Source organism: Borreliella mayonii, from assembly GCF_001945665.1.
In the GTDB taxonomy this organism is placed as follows: Bacteria; Spirochaetota; Spirochaetia; order Borreliales; family Borreliaceae; genus Borreliella; species Borreliella mayonii.
In genome coordinates, this window is record NZ_CP015786.1 from 1 (window position 1) to 17,017 (window position 17,017).

Annotated in this window: 15 protein-coding genes and 9 pseudogenes; 21 read left to right on the forward strand and 3 right to left on the reverse strand. The window is 27.2% G+C overall.

Translation table 11 applies throughout. The features are described from left to right. Positions 1-65 precede the first annotated feature (65 nt). The 7 genes and pseudogenes from Bmayo_RS05225 to Bmayo_RS05245 all read left to right on the forward strand — a co-directional run. Positions 66-1,072: pseudogene (locus Bmayo_RS05225) on the forward strand (anti-CBASS protein Acb1 family protein); the annotation flags it as partial. After that, positions 1,069-1,137, forward strand: a pseudogene (locus Bmayo_RS07635) (DUF3890 domain-containing protein); the annotation flags it as partial. The pseudogenes Bmayo_RS05225 and Bmayo_RS07635, both read left to right, overlap by 4 nt. After that, positions 1,137-1,520, forward strand: a pseudogene (locus Bmayo_RS05230) (DUF1506 family protein). The pseudogenes Bmayo_RS07635 and Bmayo_RS05230, both read left to right, overlap by 1 nt. Beyond that, positions 1,508-1,749: pseudogene (locus tag Bmayo_RS05235) on the forward strand (hypothetical protein); the annotation flags it as partial. The pseudogenes Bmayo_RS05230 and Bmayo_RS05235, both read left to right, overlap by 13 nt. Further along, a pseudogene (locus Bmayo_RS05240) lies at positions 1,718-2,016 on the forward strand (BlyB family putative holin accessory protein). The pseudogenes Bmayo_RS05235 and Bmayo_RS05240, both read left to right, overlap by 32 nt. Next, positions 2,006-2,325: pseudogene (locus Bmayo_RS07010) on the forward strand (BlyB family putative holin accessory protein); the annotation flags it as partial. The pseudogenes Bmayo_RS05240 and Bmayo_RS07010, both read left to right, overlap by 11 nt. Next, on the forward strand, positions 2,314-2,667 hold the full coding sequence (locus Bmayo_RS05245; RefSeq protein ID WP_075552661.1) for a BBA14 family lipoprotein: 354 nt from the start codon (positions 2,314-2,316) through the stop codon (positions 2,665-2,667). The pseudogene Bmayo_RS07010 and the gene Bmayo_RS05245, both read left to right, overlap by 12 nt. A 137-nt stretch (positions 2,668-2,804) precedes the next feature. On the opposite strand, the gene revA is transcribed toward Bmayo_RS05245, so the two are convergent. Next, positions 2,805-3,281 carry a fibronectin-binding protein RevA gene (revA, locus tag Bmayo_RS05250; RefSeq protein WP_075552649.1) on the reverse strand — a complete coding sequence of 159 codons (477 nt, stop codon included), beginning with the start codon at positions 3,279-3,281 and terminating at the stop codon, positions 2,805-2,807. A gap of 174 nt (positions 3,282-3,455) precedes the next feature. Here revA and Bmayo_RS05255 point away from each other — a divergent pair, with 174 nt between their 5' ends. Further along, entirely contained in the window at positions 3,456-3,881 is a 426-nt protein-coding gene (locus Bmayo_RS05255; RefSeq protein WP_075552650.1) for an Mlp family lipoprotein, read from the forward strand. A 20-nt stretch (positions 3,882-3,901) separates the two neighbouring features. Further along, positions 3,902-4,528 carry an Mlp family lipoprotein gene (locus Bmayo_RS05260; RefSeq protein ID WP_075552651.1) on the forward strand — a complete coding sequence of 209 codons (627 nt, stop codon included), beginning with the start codon at positions 3,902-3,904 and terminating at the stop codon, positions 4,526-4,528. 79 nt (positions 4,529-4,607) lie between these two features. Here the strand turns inward: Bmayo_RS05260 and Bmayo_RS05265 are convergent. Next, a pseudogene (locus tag Bmayo_RS05265) lies at positions 4,608-5,553 on the reverse strand (ERF family protein). 396 nt (positions 5,554-5,949) lie between these two features. On the opposite strand from Bmayo_RS05265, the gene Bmayo_RS05270 reads away from it, so the two are divergent. From Bmayo_RS05270 to Bmayo_RS05305, 7 genes are all read left to right on the forward strand, one after another. Then, a complete protein-coding gene (locus tag Bmayo_RS05270; RefSeq protein WP_075552652.1) occupies positions 5,950-7,044 on the forward strand; it encodes a plasmid maintenance protein in 1,095 nt (364 codons plus the stop codon). A 9-nt stretch (positions 7,045-7,053) separates the two neighbouring features. Further along, positions 7,054-7,620, forward strand: coding sequence for a DUF226 domain-containing protein (locus tag Bmayo_RS05275; RefSeq protein ID WP_075552653.1), 567 nt, complete (start codon positions 7,054-7,056; stop codon positions 7,618-7,620). Beyond that, a complete protein-coding gene (locus Bmayo_RS05280) occupies positions 7,596-8,345 on the forward strand; it encodes a ParA family protein (RefSeq protein ID WP_075552654.1) in 750 nt (249 codons plus the stop codon). Before Bmayo_RS05275 ends, Bmayo_RS05280 begins: the two co-directional genes overlap by 25 nt. Before the next feature lie 49 nt (positions 8,346-8,394). Then, complete coding sequence (locus tag Bmayo_RS05285; protein WP_075552655.1) at positions 8,395-8,973, forward strand: chromosome replication/partitioning protein; 579 nt, start codon at positions 8,395-8,397, stop codon at positions 8,971-8,973. 3 nt (positions 8,974-8,976) lie between these two features. Then, positions 8,977-9,645 carry a Bdr family repetitive protein gene (bdr, locus tag Bmayo_RS06620; RefSeq protein ID WP_145924615.1) on the forward strand — a complete coding sequence of 223 codons (669 nt, stop codon included), beginning with the start codon at positions 8,977-8,979 and terminating at the stop codon, positions 9,643-9,645. A 481-nt stretch (positions 9,646-10,126) separates the two neighbouring features. Continuing rightward, positions 10,127-11,449 (forward strand): DUF244 domain-containing protein, encoded by a 1,323-nt coding sequence (locus Bmayo_RS05300; protein ID WP_075552657.1) that lies wholly within the window; start codon positions 10,127-10,129, stop codon positions 11,447-11,449. A 52-nt stretch (positions 11,450-11,501) separates the two neighbouring features. Then, the gene (locus tag Bmayo_RS05305) at positions 11,502-11,903 is read left to right on the forward strand and encodes a DUF261 domain-containing protein (RefSeq protein ID WP_075552658.1); all 402 of its coding nucleotides are present in this window, start codon (positions 11,502-11,504) and stop codon (positions 11,901-11,903) included. Positions 11,904-11,933: 30 nt separating this feature from the next. Here the strand turns inward: Bmayo_RS05305 and Bmayo_RS05310 are convergent. Beyond that, positions 11,934-12,711, reverse strand: a pseudogene (locus Bmayo_RS05310) (tyrosine-type recombinase/integrase). Between the two features lie 431 nt (positions 12,712-13,142). On the opposite strand from Bmayo_RS05310, the gene Bmayo_RS05315 reads away from it, so the two are divergent. From Bmayo_RS05315 to Bmayo_RS05330, 5 genes and pseudogenes are all read left to right on the forward strand, one after another. Continuing rightward, complete coding sequence (locus Bmayo_RS05315) at positions 13,143-14,195, forward strand: ErpC protein (protein WP_075552659.1); 1,053 nt, start codon at positions 13,143-13,145, stop codon at positions 14,193-14,195. Between the two features lie 196 nt (positions 14,196-14,391). Further along, positions 14,392-14,709 carry a DUF643 domain-containing protein gene (locus tag Bmayo_RS07535; protein ID WP_420807314.1) on the forward strand — a complete coding sequence of 106 codons (318 nt, stop codon included), beginning with the start codon at positions 14,392-14,394 and terminating at the stop codon, positions 14,707-14,709. Then, the gene (locus Bmayo_RS07540; protein ID WP_420807315.1) at positions 14,700-14,912 is read left to right on the forward strand and encodes a hypothetical protein; all 213 of its coding nucleotides are present in this window, start codon (positions 14,700-14,702) and stop codon (positions 14,910-14,912) included. The genes Bmayo_RS07535 and Bmayo_RS07540 overlap by 10 nt, the downstream gene beginning before the upstream one ends. Positions 14,913-15,101: 189 nt before the next feature. Further along, complete coding sequence (locus Bmayo_RS05325; RefSeq protein WP_075552660.1) at positions 15,102-15,668, forward strand: DUF603 domain-containing protein; 567 nt, start codon at positions 15,102-15,104, stop codon at positions 15,666-15,668. Continuing rightward, a pseudogene (locus Bmayo_RS05330) lies at positions 15,665-17,017 on the forward strand (PBSX family phage terminase large subunit). The gene Bmayo_RS05325 and the pseudogene Bmayo_RS05330 overlap by 4 nt, the downstream one beginning before the upstream one ends.

Here is a 17,017-nt window from a genome sequence, read left to right on the forward strand (position 1 = left end):
ATTTTATTGACAAAAATATTAGTTTTTGCTATCATACATCTAATTTAATAAAGAGAAGTAAAAAGGTGTGTGATTTAAGAAAAACAAAACTAATAGATAAAATAAGTTCACTAGAACTATACAAATACTCAATATTAAATACTCAATATTTTTTAGAAATTACATTGAAAATGTAGCAGAAGATTGCCTCAAGAACGGGCTTGTTCTTGAGAGCGCTGACCACAATGTTAGTGAAGCTGAACTTGCTAGGTTAAAGGTACAGCTTAAAAATGCTCTACTTAATTGTATTATAAGCTACCGTTTTCATGGGATTGGCTATGTTTTAGTAAAAACCAAAGATACCCTAATAGATCTTGAACAACCTGTTAATATAGAATTACCTATTGGTTTTGAATACCTTGATTATGAATATGTAAGAGATTTGGGAGTTGATTTTGATCATATAACCTATAAAGTAAAATCCAACAATAAGAACAATTCTTTAGACGCAGTTAAAATACATAAAAGTCGACTTATCATATATGAAAACTTTGATTATATCTTGAAAAGATATGTTCCGTGTTATGCCGAAAGCTTTTTGCTAGATATTTATTTATTTGAAAAGATATACGTCGAAATAGAAAGACGTATTGAAAACCACAATTTTTTGTTTTACAAAGATGAATCTTTAGTACAACTACAAGACGCACTGTCTAGCGCAACAACTTCTTTAAGTGCACTTACTCAGAGCAATAATGATAGGGGAAGTGGCATTTTATCTTCTTTTTTGAGAAAACAAAATTCAAACAATCATAGTAAAGATATTTCTAATTCAAGAAACCTTAATGACTCATTATCACAGGAGCTTGCTAGGCTAAAAAGTAATCTAAATAATGAGGGAATGTTTTATACGGCCACCCCTAGTGCTAGTTTAGAGGTTATTAAATACGACCTTAGTTACTTAAAGGAGGCCTTAGCATTAATTAAGGCAAAAATTGGTACAGATACTAAAGAGCTCTTAACCAGAAGTTTTAATGAGCAGGCTAAAGGGCTAGGAAATGATGGTAAAGGGGATAGGAGTAATTATTACAACTTGACGCATTTTTAGAAAAACTAAAAAGAGAAACTTCAACGCCATCTTGTGTGGGGGTTGTCTAATGAATGGTGTTAGAAAAAGACTTTCTGATATGTCATTTCGCATGATCAACGTATTTAAGGATCCTAAACCCTTAAAGTTTTATAAAGGTACTGTTGTAAAGCTTTAAAATGATTCTTCTTATCAGAGAGTATTTGATAAAAATAAGTACACTGAATTCGCAGGAGTTATTATTGACATAAAGCCACAAGAACTTGTAATTCTTTATGATTCTGATATGTCTGATATTCAAGGATATTCCAAACTTTACACATATCAAGACCTTAACTATGAACTAAAAGACCGAATATCAATTGCAGATTTAGTTTACTTTGAAATATTTAGTATTGACTCTTCAATCGGATATTTTACTTTGGTTTTAAAGGAATTTATATGGACAAACTAGAATTTAAAATGGAATTGGAAATTGGGTGGTTTGGTGGTCGTGCGCAGGTATTGCTAAAATGCATGAAAAAGGGAGTAACAATTTACCAGCAAGAAAACATTTAACCAAAATTGATAGTAGCAATGAGTTTAGAGAATATATCAATAATAGCTATATAAATTCTAAATTTAATCTTGACCCTAAATCGGGAATGGGGGCTGTTGGACAAGCTTTTACAAGGTACTATGAAATTAAGCCTTATAGCCGTAATGATTTTTGTAACGGTTTATGAGTTATATTCTCATTATAAATTAATCTATACAGCAAATATGGAAAGACTTGAGAGTACATTGACTCCAGCAATAAATTCGGCACTCGCTCCATTAGAATTAACCAAATCAATAACCGTATTGATTTGGTTAATTCTAATGATAAAAATCTAAAAATATCTAATGATCTGAAATTCAATCAGGAAGGAAAACCTATCTATAAGGAAAGAACATATAATGCAAAATAACACTATTGGTTTAGGACTTAATTTACTATCCAGCTTAACTAACATAGCTAAAACTGATACAAACATAGATCATAATTACATTAATATTTTAGTAAAGTAATAGATTTTTTCTACAAAACATATATAAGCAGACTAAAATCTATGGAAACAGCTGAGTCAACTAAAATATTTGAAGAAATACAAGACATTTTAAAATACAACATTGAGATAATAGAGGCCATCTCTACTGACAAAAATAAAAAAATTATCACTTCACTTAAAGCAACACGTAACAAAATTATGAAAGAATATATCAAAATGCTTAAAAGATTGCATTGTCTACTAATTGCTTTGTTACTATGTTGTACTACTATTGCTAACCTAACAGAAGAACCAAAACCACCAATTATTCAAACACTAAAATCTTTAGCTAAATATGAAACACAACTTTCAGAGTATGTTATGTACCTAGTAACATTTTTAGCTAAAACAAAAGTTAAAGTTAATGATCCAAATTATCCAGAATATCCTTATCCATACTTATCAACACTAAAAGACGAACACTCCATAACTGCGGTAAAACATAATATCAAGATATATTTAGAGTACATTAAAAAAACAAAACCAATAGCGGGAAAAGTCTATAATCAATATTCCCAATTAAAAATGTAAATTACAAAAAGGTTTTTCCTGCAAGAAATTCTACTTTATAATCAAATTGGCTTTTACAACAGAGAAAAAATCTAGATATTAGATTAACGCAGATTTAATATCTAGATTTTAACATTTTCAACATGAATATTTACTAATTAATTAGTACCCTCTTCTAGAAATTTTATTATTTTTTCTATCTGTCCTACAGCGTTTGTAGCCATTTCTTGCCCTTTGCCACTAGTATTATTTCCACTGAACGGTACAGTTACTCCAACTAATTTTGCCTCTTTCCATATATCCGTTTTCTTTTGGTCTTTATCTGTATAACCTTCAATTGTTTGTTTAGCTGCTTTTAACGCTGCTAATTTAGCCGCTAATTTATCTTTAAATAGACTTTGCAACTTTAATAGTTTTTCTTCAAGTTCTGCATTACTTACATCCTTTAAACTTTCTTTTAACTTATTTATTTTATCTTTATAATCTTTAAATGTGTCACCAGAAGAATCATTTTTAAGAACTAAAACGTCTGTACTCAATGAATCTATTTCTTTCTTTTCTTCTACGTATGCTTTACAAGCCATTATAAATAACATTGATACAAAAAATAATTTAAATATGTTTTTATTTTTCATTAGTTACTCCTATATTCAATAATAATAATGAGATAAAAGCTAGCACAATATTCGAAAAATATAAATCTTTCAATTAAAATCTTTAAAAATTTTTGAAAATAGGATCTATAATTACAAGAATAAATTTTAATTTTACTCAACATATTGTACTAGAAATAAAAAAAAGGAATAAAAATGAAAATTATCAATATATTATTTTGTTTATTTTTACTTATACTAAATAGCTGCACTGCTAATGATACACACATCCAACAAACAAAAAGTCGGGGAAAGCGCGATTTACCCCCAAAAGAAGTAACACAAGAAAAACCAAAATCTAAAGAAGAACTTCTTAGAGAAAAGCTATCTGAAGATCAAAAAACACACCTTGATTGGTTAAAAGAAGCTCTGGGGAATGATGGAAAATTTGATAAATTTTTAGGATATGATGAGTCAAAAATAAAAGAAGCGCTTGATCATATAAAAAGTGAACTTGATAAATGTACTGGAGAAAATGCAAATGAACAGAAAAGCACCTTTAAACAAGTGGTTCAAGGTGCCCTTGGCGGCGGAATAGATAGCTTTGCAAATCAAGCAAATAGCATGTGTGGTGGCAATTAGTAATAGGAAATGAGATAAAAATGAAAATTATCAATATATTATTTTGTTTATTTTTAATTATGCTAAACAGCTGTAATTCTAATGATAATGATACTTTTAATAACAAAAGTGTCCAGCAAACAGAAAGCAGAAAAAAACGTGATTTAAGCCAAGAAGAGCTGCAACAACAAGAGAAAATTACTTTAACTCATAAAGAAGAAAAAATGTTCAATTTATTAAAAACTGTGTTTACATACACAATCAAAAAATTATACAACGAGATGCAAGAATCAATTAATGGGAATAAGGGTGAATATGAAAGCAAATGTAATAATTTCTTTAATTGGCTTTTCAAAGATCCTCAAAAACAAAAAGAATTGGCCAATGCATTTACTAAAGTTTATAACTTCTTAGAATCTAAAAGACAATCAAAAGCAAGTGGTGAAAGCTTTGATGCTTATATTAAAGGAGCCATTGACTGCAAAAATAATGATAATAATAAATATGGAAACGGAAGTGATAACGAAATACGGCAATATTTCAAAGGTGTAGCCGATAGTACATTTTCTCATAAAAATGACAACAATGAGATTTATAAGTGCCTTAAAGATGAACTTTTAGACGATACAAACCATTATGCCGGTCTTACAGCTAATTGGCAAAACTAAAATCACACAAAAATAAAAACCTTAATTATTATACCTATAGCAGCCCCCAAATAGAGGGGGCTGCTATTCAAAAATATTGCTATGCTGCAAATATATAATTAAATTGTCTTTCTTTTTTTTAACATGCAAAAGAATTTTAATACTTTTGTTTTATAAACATCCCGATTATCAGACATAAATACTTTAAGCTTATTTAGATCATCTAATCTATTAGTTTTATTGAAATATTCTTTTAGAATATTTGCCCAATATTCTATACTCTTAAGCTCAGCATTCTTTTCTAAGAGATATTCAAAATCATCATCATTATCAGTACATAATGCCCGAATAAGAGCATTTATATTATTTTTTTCTTCACCTTCATTTACCCAATTTTTTATATTAAACAGTGCGTCTCTAAAAATTTCATAGCAATAAGCCTTGCCAGATTTTAAGTTTTTATTAAAGCTGTTTAGTTGATTTTTTTCTTGATTTATATCCTTTTTTTGTTCTTGTTTTCGATTAACACTAACTTGCTTGCTAGGCATAAAATTTGCGTTTTCATAATTATTGTAAATAGGCGCTGCATCGGTATCAACTTCACTTTTTATATGAAGACATGTAACTAAAGCATACCTTTTGAAATAAGTAATAGCTGACCCAACCAGTTGTGGTGCTGTATTTACAACATTTTTAGACCCGTTTTCATTGTTCCATTGTAAGTTTTTTGTAAGCATTGGTGTATCAAAAGAAAATTCATATCCAGTACTTGTACTGTAAAATGTGGTCCTAATAACATGCTCCTTTTGACCATCTACAAATTTAGATATTGGATATTGCTCAAAATCAAGCTCCAAATTGTGCTTATTAATAACGTTTTCGATTTCTTCTACTATTTCATTGAAATTCTGATATTCGTATCCATATCCTTTAAGACTTTTGTCAATCCCTGGTAAATTCATTTTTAGGGTTTTCATATCTTTTCTGAAGCTTATTTTTGCTTGAATATTTTCTTGTGGATTATTATTATTTGACATGTTTGTCATGTTTTTACTCCTTGTATTTTAGTAATAAATAAAAGTATATAGCAAAAACTATTTTTATCAACTTTTTAACAAAAAATTTTACAAAAAAGAAGTGGGACTTAACCAAACTCTTTCCTCAAAGAATCTCGTTAAGTCCCCACTATATTATTATTTTTAGCAAATTCTAAAATATAAGGTAGTCAAAAATGATAATACATCAAATAACTACGATGGTTTTAGTGTAGCCCAATTTTAAATTAAAATCAATTTATATTTTTACTAAATAAAAAATTTTATTTTTTTAACAAAATTAATAATTAAAATTTAATATTCTTTTAGAAAAGTATTTACTTTTAAATCAAAATTTTGCATTATAATACTTACTATTATATCTAAAGTATAAGGAGATTGTCAGATATGACAACATCAACCAATAAAAAAATTGTAACTTGCCACAACAAACACCAATACAAATTAATATCTCTTACTTCAACACTAAATTACCTAAACAAAAAAGATAAGAAATACACTCAACAAATCATACTCTATTACTTTAATGAAAATCTAAAAAGAAATGGTTTAGCTCCCACTACACTGAGAACAATGCAAAATTATCTTTATAAATTAGAAAAAGTACTAAAAGTTACAACTAATTACTACCAACACATGGGAGTAAATTGTGGGACTGAAATTTACTATAAGCTAAAGTATCCTAAAAATGAATGTTACCAGAAAATCAACAAGTACTTTAAAGAGCGAAAAAACTCTAGATTTAAATCTAGAGTTAATACCCATTTTAAAGACAATATTTCTAAAAATGGTAGTGTAAATTCAGTGGAGTGTTTAAGTAATAAAAATAATATAAAAGAAGAAAGAAAAATTAACCAAATAGAAAAGTATCAAATAAGAAATTATTTCAATAAATGTAACTTTAAGACGGAAGAAGCTCTTTCTATTTTGTATTTAAATACTGATAAAGATACTAAGATTGAGGCAATGAAAATCTTAAAACAAAATGAAATTGTTCTAATAAAACGTTTTAATATAAAAAAATCTTGTATTAAAGAAAAGCAAAATAAATTAAAGAACATTCTAAATAACACTCAGAAAGAATTCGAAAAAAATGGATATAATCCTGAACAATTAGAAATAAATTTGCAAAAAGTATACGAAAATTACAAATTTAAGCCCCATTTTATTATTGAAAATCATAAATATAATGATTTAAGTTGCATAAAACGTAAATTAGAAAAGTCGATTGAAAGAAAAAAAGAAAATTCTCAACAAAATTATCAAAATTTAAAGGCAAACATTTTCAATATCCTTATTGAACAACTAAAAAAATATGCAAATATTGAAATTCTAAAGCCTATTATAAAAGAATATTTGAATAACCAAAAGAAAATAGAATACAATAAAGTATTTGGTACATATTATCTTGAATTATTAGAAATAATAAAAAATGAAAAAAATTCTTTAACCACAGAAGAATTTAGCATAAAGACCGTATGAGGATTTAACATGGGAAATGCACCCGAACCTATTGAAACTATAAAAAAAGGCAAATGTAAAGTTGAATGCCAAAACAAAGAACGCTTTATTAAGATTGAAAAAGAAAATGGCAAAGCAATGTACCATACAAAAATAATGATGGACATTTACAAATTTGGAGTTTATGAGAAAAAACATGAATTTAGATTATCATTGAGGGCTTTATTTAATGGAGAAAGAATTGTTGAAGAAACTCACTTGTATCCAATTAAAGAGGGAGATAAGTTTATTGGTATTTTTTATGGTTATAGAAAACCAATTAAAAAACCTTTAATAAAGTATCAAATAAATGGAACTAGAAAAGCATATGCATTAGCAAGGGCATATTATATGGAATTTAGATTTAAAGTTGGAAGTGTTTTTTGCTATTTTAAAGGATTGTATCGTTTATTGGATAAAAAAAGAACAAACAATCACTACAACAAAGTTTTATTTAGTATGTTTACGGATTTAGAACAACAAGTATATAAATTTTATGGGAAAAAATACCCGGAGCAAGGACCGTTAATAAAATGGATACTAAAAAACCTAAAATAATAACAATTGCGTCAATCAAGGGCGGTGTTGGTAAAAGCACAAGTGCAATTATATTTGCAACCTTATTGGCTCAAAAATATAAGGTATTATTAATAGATATAGATACTCAATCATCTACCACTAGTTATTATTATGATGATATACAAAAATCCAGTATAGATTTAAGAAAAAATAATATATATGAAGTTTTAATAGAAAAATTAGATATTAATCGATCAATCGTTAATGTAGCGAATAATTTAGATTTAATACCTAGTTATTTGACTTTACACAGTATAAATGCTTTTGGTTATAAGCACACTTTTGATGAATTTAGATTAAAAAAAGAGCTTAAATATATAGATGTTGGATATAATTTTATTATAATTGATACTCCCCCAAGTTTGGATTTTGCTTTAACTAATGCTTTAGTTTGTTGTAACAATGTAATTGTCCCCTTGACAGCAGAAAAATGGACAATTGAAAGTTTTGACCTTTTGAAATTTTTTATGAAAAAAATAGGTGTAGAACTGCCTACTTATTTTATAATAACGAGATTTAAGAAAAATAATACACATAAGCAATTGTTGGAAATGCTGAACTCCAAAGAAAATTTTTTAGGAATGATATCAGAAAGAGAAGATTTAAATAGAAGAATTGCTAGTAATTCTTCTTTTGATTTTCAAATGGATTATATAAAAGAATATAAAAATTCATTAATAAATTTTTATGCAAAATTAAAATAATTTTAGTTATAAGTTCAACGCGTTGAACTTATAACTAAGGAGGCTTGTTATGAAAAATAATACAAAATTAATAATCAATAAAAGGGATATTGATTCTGAGGGGAATGCATTACTTGTAGATTCTTCTAATGTTAGTAAAAATGGTGTTGAAACAGATCGTTATAATACTTTGAAAAAGAAATTGTATGTAAACCTTAGAGAAGGAGTTTCTAATAGAGTAGAATGTATGAAAATCTTAAAAGAAATTAAAGATAATGAATACTATAAACTTGATGGATACAAAAGTTTCGATGCTTTTATAAAGGATTATGATGTTGCAAAAACTCAAGCGTATAACTATTTGAAAATTGCCAATGCAATAGAAGCAGGAGTTATTGAGGAACAATATGTATTAGATAATGGATTTAGATTAATATTAAGTGTATTGAAAGATAAAGAAAGTCCAGTATTGAAAAAATCTAAACAAAACTTAATAAAACCATTAAGATTTCAACTTAAAACTGAAGAAAGTTATGATTTTTACAAAAGCAATGCTAAATTTACAAGTTTTATGATGCAAGAGATTTTTGAAAATCAAAAAGATTTGATTAGTAAACTTTTAAAAATGTATAAACAATTAAAAGGATAACCTATGAACAATTTAGCATACAAAACATATAATATAGAAAGTATAAAAAACGAATTTTTAAATATAGGGTTTAGCAAGGAAGCAATAGATTTTGTTTTCCTACATAATGATAATTACAACTTTGAATTTTTAAAAGAGAAATTAATTGATGTAGAGAAGAATTTGCAAAAAGACATATCTAATTTAGATGCCAAAATAGACAATGTTGAAAAGAATTTAAATTTAAAAATAGATGGTTTGAATATCAAAATAGACAATGTAGAAAAGAGCTTAAATGCCAAAATAGATAGTTTAGATACTAAGATAGATAATGTAGAGAAGAATTTAAATATTAAAATAGATAGTGTTAAAAATGAACTTAATTCTAAAATAGATAGTTTAGACGCCAAAATAGACAATGTAGAAAAGAGCTTAAATGCCAAAATAGATAGTTTAGATACTAAGATAGATAATGTAGAAAAAACTTTGCAAAAAGATATATTTAGCTTGAATACTAAAATAGATAGTGTAGAAAAAACCTTACAAAAGGATATATTTAGCCTAGATAATAAAATAAATGTTTTAAAAAACGAACTTACTGCAAGCAATAGAACAATACAAGTAATTTTAATAATGGGAATAACGCTTGCTCCAATTATCTATTCTATATTCAATAAATATTTTTTAAATTAAGAATGATTAAAATTTTATAAAGCAATAAGTTAGTATATAGCTTTAAAATAGAACTTATTTGAATTTTTTAATAAGATAATTTAAATAAGTTCTTTTGTTTTAACAAATACAAATTGATTTTAATTCTAAATTAGACTATACTCAATTGTTGAAAAGCTTTTAAAAAATAATTTTAATAAGTGAATTCGGTTAAACCCTAGACTTTATTAAGTTCTTATACAAGAGAATTTAATAAAGCTTTTATTAATTATAATAATTTCTGTAAAAAGTTGGTAAAAATAGTTTTTGCTATATATATGTATATATATAGCAAAAAAAGTATATTGCTATCAAAAAAATCCAATTAAGTTGGGTTTAGCTAAGTTCTTTAACAAAAGAATTTAAATAAGCCCAACTATTTTTTTGTAAAAATTTTTGTAAAAAAGTTGGCAAAAATAGTTTTTGCTATTTTAGTTATTACTAAAATATAAGGAGTAAAAACATGACAAACATGTCAAATAATAATCCACAAGACATTAATCAAGGAGAGCTCAAAATGACAAGTGTTAATCAACAAAGTTTTACTGGTTGTGAAATATTTGAGGAAAAATCTTCTCCCATTAAAGAAAAAAGCAAATTAAGCAAAATATGCAAGAAATTACCAGGAATAAGTAATCAAGAATGTTTTAGATTTAATCGAAATATTGATTTTAGTATACAAAGAAACAAACTTGATAAATACGGTGCTAGTGAAGTAGGCAATATTCTTGTTGGAGGTGCTGGGCTGAAGGATTTAATGATAAACAGAATGCTTAAATATTTTGATATGAGCCTACCTTTTGAAGAGAATTTATATATGCTCAAGGGCAAAGAGTTAGAGAATTTAGGATTTAGAGAATTTGTTAAAGCATACGGTGATAATATTGATATTTTATATAAAAACAAATATGCCAATGGAGTTGATAAGTATAACTATTTCAAAAAAATGGGCAGTTCAGAAACTTTAGTGGGCTCAACAATTGATGGCTGGTTTATTAATAATAATGGCGATTTAGAATTATTAGAGATTAAAAGTAGCGACTCTAATTATATGAGTAGCGCTATTGACAAATATAATAAAAATGGCAATTTTTTAAGCAGCAAATATTTTTTCAAATATTATGTGCAGGCGCAAATGCAGCTAGCATGTACTGGTCTTGAGCATTGTAATTTGTTCTTTTTAATAGATGCTGCATCAATTAACTGTAAGATTAAGAGAAATGAGGCCTTAATATCAAAAGTGTTTGAATTTGTTAATAAATGTGAATTAGAAATTATAAATTTAAAAAAAGATATTTATAGTAACCATAGAGAGGAATACTTAATGGCACATAATTTTAACGAGGATACGTTTATAAAACTTGTTGAGGATTTAGTAGAAAGGAGTGATTTTTATAGTTCTGGAGTTGAGTTTGATTGGGCAAGAGAATTTATAGAATATGTTGATTGCGTAGACCTTGAAATTATGGATAGGCAAGTTGCTGAAAATGTTGCGTGTGATCTAATGGATGTTGATAGTGCAAAAAAAGAATTAAACAAAACACAAAACGAACACAAAAAAATAGAAAAGCCTCTTAAAGATTTCATCAAAATGAAAACCGACAATATTACGAATACATGTCCACTAATTGAGCATGTAAATTATAGGTTTAGAGAATTTGTGTTCACTTTTGATTCTAAGAAAAGAGCAATATCAGATAGATTAAGTGGTTTATTGCCAACAAGTGAAACATTGTTTTTCCCTAGCAATATAGCATTTTCAAATAGTGTTGGTGTCCCCATGTGAATGGGTGCACTAAAAAATTAAAAAAATAAATTTAATATAGGAGGATTAATTAATGCTTATTAATAAAATAAAACAAGATAATAGAACTTTACGCCCAGAGATACAAAGGTGGGGTTGTTACTTTTTGTGTCTACATTATTATACAAGTCTATTTAAGAAACGTGAATTTAATGCTTATGAGATAAATGTAGCGTATTATAGATTTATAGGACTTGGCTACATTAAGAGTAATTGTTTTATTATAAATCCGTGTATGATGCTTAATTACTATGGAATTAGAAGTAGTGTGAGATATGAATCTTTTGGTTATTTGGGTACAGCTAATGAATTTGAAATAAGTGAAGTTAAAATCGATAAGGTTAATGGATATCATTTTATAGCAACAAAAAATAAAGAAATATTATATGATTCACTTGACTTAAAACCTCTTAGAAAAATATTTAAAGTAACTTAAAAACGTATATTTAAACTAAAATAGGGGTTTTTACAGTTTTAAATTATTTTTCATGCATTTATAAGCGTGAATTTTGTTAGCAGCAGAGAGTCCATATATATTATCAATTTCGGAAGTTGAATGATATTTCATAAGCTCTTTAATTTGGAAATAGTTATAGCCATTAGATTTTAAATATGAAATAAACAAATTTCTAAATAAATGGAGCGATTTATTAGCGCGAAATCCCGATTTTTTGAGAAGATTTTTAAATTTTTTAGAAATATTGATAATACTAATTTGATTGTATTTAAATTTATGTTTGGTTTTTTGGAAAAGATAAGTACGTCGTAAGTCGAGATTTTTACTATTAAAATAATTTTCGTGGGCTTTTTGAATAGCCCGGAACTCTTCGGAATTGATGACAATTTTTCTAATACAAGTGACATTTCTTTTTTTAGCGATATTTACTTTTATATTGTAAAAAAAATTCTCCAGTTTTACTTAATAGGGGAGTAATATTTTGCATTTTTACTTTTTGCAGTTCTGCGCCCCTGCACCCACTTATTGCGAGTAGATGTAAAAACCAACCAGAAATTGGGTCAATTTGTTTTAATGTTTTGACGCATTTTTCAATTATTTTGATAGCTTTTGGGGTCAAATAAAACTTAGGAGTTGGCTTTAAAGTTTCTTTTTTTGGTTTAGATGAATTTTCTAGTGAATTTTTAAGAATTTTGTTTTCATTTACTATCTTTAGATAGTCTTGGAAGAATTTGCGCATAAAATCTGTATCAAAATTATTTAAATTAAAATAATTATTCATGTCCATAAAATCCTCTCCTTATAGTGTTACTTTTAAATTAAGTAAAAGTAATAAAAATAGATGAAAAAAGTAATTTATATTGTACCAAAAACAAAAAATTTTAGTCAAATTTTTGGGGTTCTCATTGCAAGAGAAATTTGGGTTGTAGAGTAGTTATGATAAACAGAATAGGCAATTTTTCGGGGTGGCAGATAAAGAAAGACATGATACTTTATCTAATCTATAGCAAAGACCCTGAAATTTAATTTGTATGCATTTTGTAGTTTTTTGTAATGAGTGGTGCATTTGCAATGGAGAGATTTTTGCGAGTTGATTAAAATTACATTTACGTTTTATTAATACGCAACAGGTGAATGTAGCAAAATCAAATATTTAAATCTTTGAAAAATTGCAATTATTATGTATCAATGATATGATTGAGATTTATGGAGAGTATTATGAGTAAGAAAATAAAAATATTTATTATTTGTACTGTTGTTATTATGATAAGTTCTTGTAAGAATTATCATGTAAGTAGTAAAGATTTAAAACAAAATGCAGAAGAGAAAATTAAAGGATCTTTAGATAAGATTTTAGATCCAACGAAGGATAAAATTACTTCAAATGGGACAAAAGTAGATGAAGTAGCAAAAAAATTACAAGAAGAAGAAAAAAATGAATTAATGCAGGGCGATGATCCTAATAATGGCGTAATAAATCCTCCACCAGTATTGCCGGCAAGTAGTCAATATAATGCACCGGGATTAAAAGCAGAACAACAAAGTGGTGGTCAACAAGAAGAACAAGCTAAAGTAAGAAAGGAAGATAAGGGGAAAGGAGAAAAAACAGAAGATAGAAAAGAAAAACAAGAGGATAAAGAAGGAAGTGACAAAGAAAAAGAAGAAGTAGAAGAACAAAACAAAGGGAAAAAACAAGAAGCAGAAAAAGAAGCTAAAGAAAAACAAGAAAGAGAAGAACAACAAAGAAAAGCCAAACAAGAAGCAGAAAAAGAAGCTAAAGCAGAACAAGAAAGAGAAGAACAACAAAAACAAGAAGAAGAAAAGAAGGTTAAAGACAAAATCAAAAATCTTGTAGATAAAATAGATAAGATCAATGGAGATATTGATGGTATAAAAGGGAAAACAAGTGTGGGAGCAGAAGAAGTTAGAGATAAAATTACAGGACCTATATATGATGATTTTACTGATGGTAGTAGCTCTATACGTACAACTTGGGGGGATCTGGAAGATGACGAAGATTCAGACTTAGGAAAATTATTAAAAGAATTGAGTGATACTAGAGACAGTTTAAGAACCAAATTAAATGTAGGGAATCAACCATATATTATTGATACTAGAAGTATTGAGCCCCAATTAAAAGAAAATGTAAGTGTTAGCGAAATTAAATCAGACTTAGAAAAATTAAAATCAGAATTAGAAAAAGTTAAAAGCTATCTTAAAGATAGTTCTAAATTTGAAGAAATTAAAGGATACATCAGTGACAGTCAGTAATTATATTAGATGCTTTTAGATGTAACTAAATTTTGCGTACACAAAATAACAGCTAGTAAAAAAGTTCACTGGCTGTTATTTTTTTGTAGATTTCATTGTTATGAATATAGAAATGTTTTCTATCAAAATTTTCATTTAAAAAGTGCAAAAACTATTGCTCAAAATATTGTTTATTTATATACTATCTATAATTAATATGTATACTAATGAGATTTCAAATTTTTATGATAATCTTAGTGAAGATTTAAAAAAGTCAATAAATAAACTTTATGAAACCGAGCAAGCAACTCAAGAGCAAAAAAGTCGAATGTATAGCTCTTATAAAGCAGCGCAAGAATACGGAATAAAAACTGGAAAAAGCACTGAGGAAATAATAAGTGACATTATAGACCATGTAAAAAAATTTATTAAAGACGTTCTGAAAGATAAATATTTAATAAAAAAACATAAAAATTCCAAAAATATGAAGCTTAATTGTAGCTGCAATAAAGGGATGTTAGATAAATGTGTTTAAAAAAATTAGGAGAGTATGATTCTATGGTATTTTTGGGGGCTGCTTATGGTATTCTTAATGATATTAATCAAAAAGTTCCAAAGCGATATCAATTGATTATAATCAACGAATTTAAAGATATACTATTTGTAAGTATACACAACTATGACAAGAGAATTTTTACAAGCTATGATCTAATTAAAACAATAAGAGATTTTCCCTAATTTATATAGTCAAGCTATGACAAAATTTAATAAATTAGTTAATTACTATTTCTAAATCAATAAAAGTCAATAAATACCAAATACCTGTCAATAGATATCAACAAGATAATAGTTAATGTTAATAATTAATAAATTGAATTACTATTTAGAGTAACAAGTTGTTAATTTTGTTATTTTAGGAGAATTTTCTTGAAAAGAGTTAAAAGGCCTTTTGATGATTATGTTGCGTATTTTAGAGAAGGATCGTTAAGCGATAAAGAAATAGCAGCTAAACTAAGGGTTTCCAAAGTAAATGTGTGGAGGATGAGACAAAAATGGAAAAGTGGAGAAAGTTTTGTTAACGAGGACTCTAGACTAACAATTAGTGAGGATATTTTTGAACACCTTTTATCACAAGCTTTTAAATCAGAAGTTAACGCCAAGAAAGTTAGAAGCGAATTGGATTTAGAGAGGGCTAATTTAGAATTAGGATTTATACGTGCATTTAAGCAATATTCTGGTGTTGAACTTGCTAGCATATATACTAAAATAGAAAATTTAATAACTGAAATTGACGCTTTAAATAAAGCAAATAGTAAAAAAAACAAGCAAGTTGTTAATGGAGAAATTAATTCTTTAAAAATCGAGCTTGATGAATATATAAAGGAGTGTTCAATAAGAGAAATGGAGCTTTACTATGAATGTATGAAAAAACTTGCAACTGCTAATGAGGCTGAAAGCAAAAACAACTACAAAAATAGTAAAGGGCACAAGTGAACTTATATCAAACAAAACTTTTTACAACATTACAAAAGGAATACAAAAATAAATATGGAGTTGACATATCGCAATTTATAAAGCTAACAAACTCTTTAATTGATTTTGCTAAGTTTGAAGAAAAACAGTTAACTTTAAAGCAAAAAAATGTAATAAAAAGCATTAAAAAGAATAATGAAAAGAAGATTATACTCAGCGGTGGTATAGCTAGTGGCAAAACATATCTTGCGTGTTATCTTTTTCTAAAAAGTTTAATTTAAAATAAAAAGTTATACTCTAGTGATACGAATAATTTCATTATTGGGAATTCACAACGCTCAGTTGAAGTTAATGTTTTGGGACAATTTGAAAAGCTATGTAAACTTCTTAAAATTTCGTATATTCCAAGACATACAAATAATTCATATATTCTGATTGATTCACTGCGTATTGATCTATACGGTGGAGATAAGGCAAGTGATTTTGAAAGATTTAGGGGAAGTAATTCGGCACTTATTTTTGTCAATGAGGCTACAACTTTACACAAGCAAACGTTAGAGGAAGTCTTAAAAAGACTAAGGTGCAGGTAAGAAACTATTATTTTTGATACTAATCCCGATCATCCAGAACACTATTTCAAAACCTATTATATTGATAATATAGCGACCTTTAAAACATATAATTTTACAACTTATGATAATTTGCTACTTAGCAAAGGATTTATCGAAACACAAGAAAAACTCTATAAAGATATACCATCATATAAAGCAAGAGTTTTGCTAGGTGAGTGGATAGCAAGCACTGATTCAATTTTTACACAAATAAATATTACTGATGATTATGTATTTACTAGCCCGATAGCATATTTAGACCCAGCATTTAGTGTTGGCGGGGACAACACTGCATTATGTGTTATGGAGCGAATTGATGATAAGTATTATGCTTTTGTATTTCAAGACCAACGACCAGCCAATGATCCTTATATTATGAATATGGTAAAGACTGTTATAGAAAATTTCAATGTGTATACACTGTATTTAGAGGATAGAGATAATATAAAAGGTGCTGGTGGATTGACCTGTGAATACATCTTGCTAAGAAATAATATAAGCCAATATTTTAGAATTGTTCCAGTTAAGCCAAAGTCTAATAAATTTAGCAGAATAACAACGTTAATTACGCCGTTTACTTATAAGAAACTTTATATTACAAAGTACAGTAGTTCTTCTGTATTTAATGATATTTATTCGTATAAGGGGGATAGCAAAACCCATGATGATGCTCTTGATGCAATATCTGCAGCATATTTGATGTTGTCTTTAGGATATAGAGAGCGAAGTGTTCACTTTGGCAATCAAAGATTTTTGTAA

Excerpts from the sequence above, each read along its gene's own strand:
- revA (WP_075552649.1), bottom strand. The coding sequence starts at position 3,281 with ATGAAAAATAAAAACATATTTAAATTATTTTTTGTATCAATGTTATTT.
- Bmayo_RS05270 (WP_075552652.1), top strand. The coding sequence starts at position 5,950 with ATGACAACATCAACCAATAAAAAAATTGTAACTTGCCACAACAAACAC.
- Bmayo_RS07535 (WP_420807314.1), top strand. The coding sequence starts at position 14,392 with ATGTATACTAATGAGATTTCAAATTTTTATGATAATCTTAGTGAAGAT.
- Bmayo_RS05245 (WP_075552661.1), top strand. The coding sequence starts at position 2,314 with ATGCTTAAAAGATTGCATTGTCTACTAATTGCTTTGTTACTATGTTGT.
- Bmayo_RS05275 (WP_075552653.1), top strand. The coding sequence starts at position 7,054 with ATGGGAAATGCACCCGAACCTATTGAAACTATAAAAAAAGGCAAATGT.
- Bmayo_RS05285 (WP_075552655.1), top strand. The coding sequence starts at position 8,395 with ATGAAAAATAATACAAAATTAATAATCAATAAAAGGGATATTGATTCT.
- Bmayo_RS05300 (WP_075552657.1), top strand. The coding sequence starts at position 10,127 with ATGACAAACATGTCAAATAATAATCCACAAGACATTAATCAAGGAGAG.
- Bmayo_RS05305 (WP_075552658.1), top strand. The coding sequence starts at position 11,502 with ATGCTTATTAATAAAATAAAACAAGATAATAGAACTTTACGCCCAGAG.
- Bmayo_RS05255 (WP_075552650.1), top strand. The coding sequence starts at position 3,456 with ATGAAAATTATCAATATATTATTTTGTTTATTTTTACTTATACTAAAT.
- Bmayo_RS05260 (WP_075552651.1), top strand. The coding sequence starts at position 3,902 with ATGAAAATTATCAATATATTATTTTGTTTATTTTTAATTATGCTAAAC.
- Bmayo_RS05315 (WP_075552659.1), top strand. The coding sequence starts at position 13,143 with ATGAGTAAGAAAATAAAAATATTTATTATTTGTACTGTTGTTATTATG.
- Bmayo_RS07540 (WP_420807315.1), top strand. The coding sequence starts at position 14,700 with ATGTGTTTAAAAAAATTAGGAGAGTATGATTCTATGGTATTTTTGGGG.
- bdr (WP_145924615.1), top strand. The coding sequence starts at position 8,977 with ATGAACAATTTAGCATACAAAACATATAATATAGAAAGTATAAAAAAC.
- Bmayo_RS05280 (WP_075552654.1), top strand. The coding sequence starts at position 7,596 with ATGGATACTAAAAAACCTAAAATAATAACAATTGCGTCAATCAAGGGC.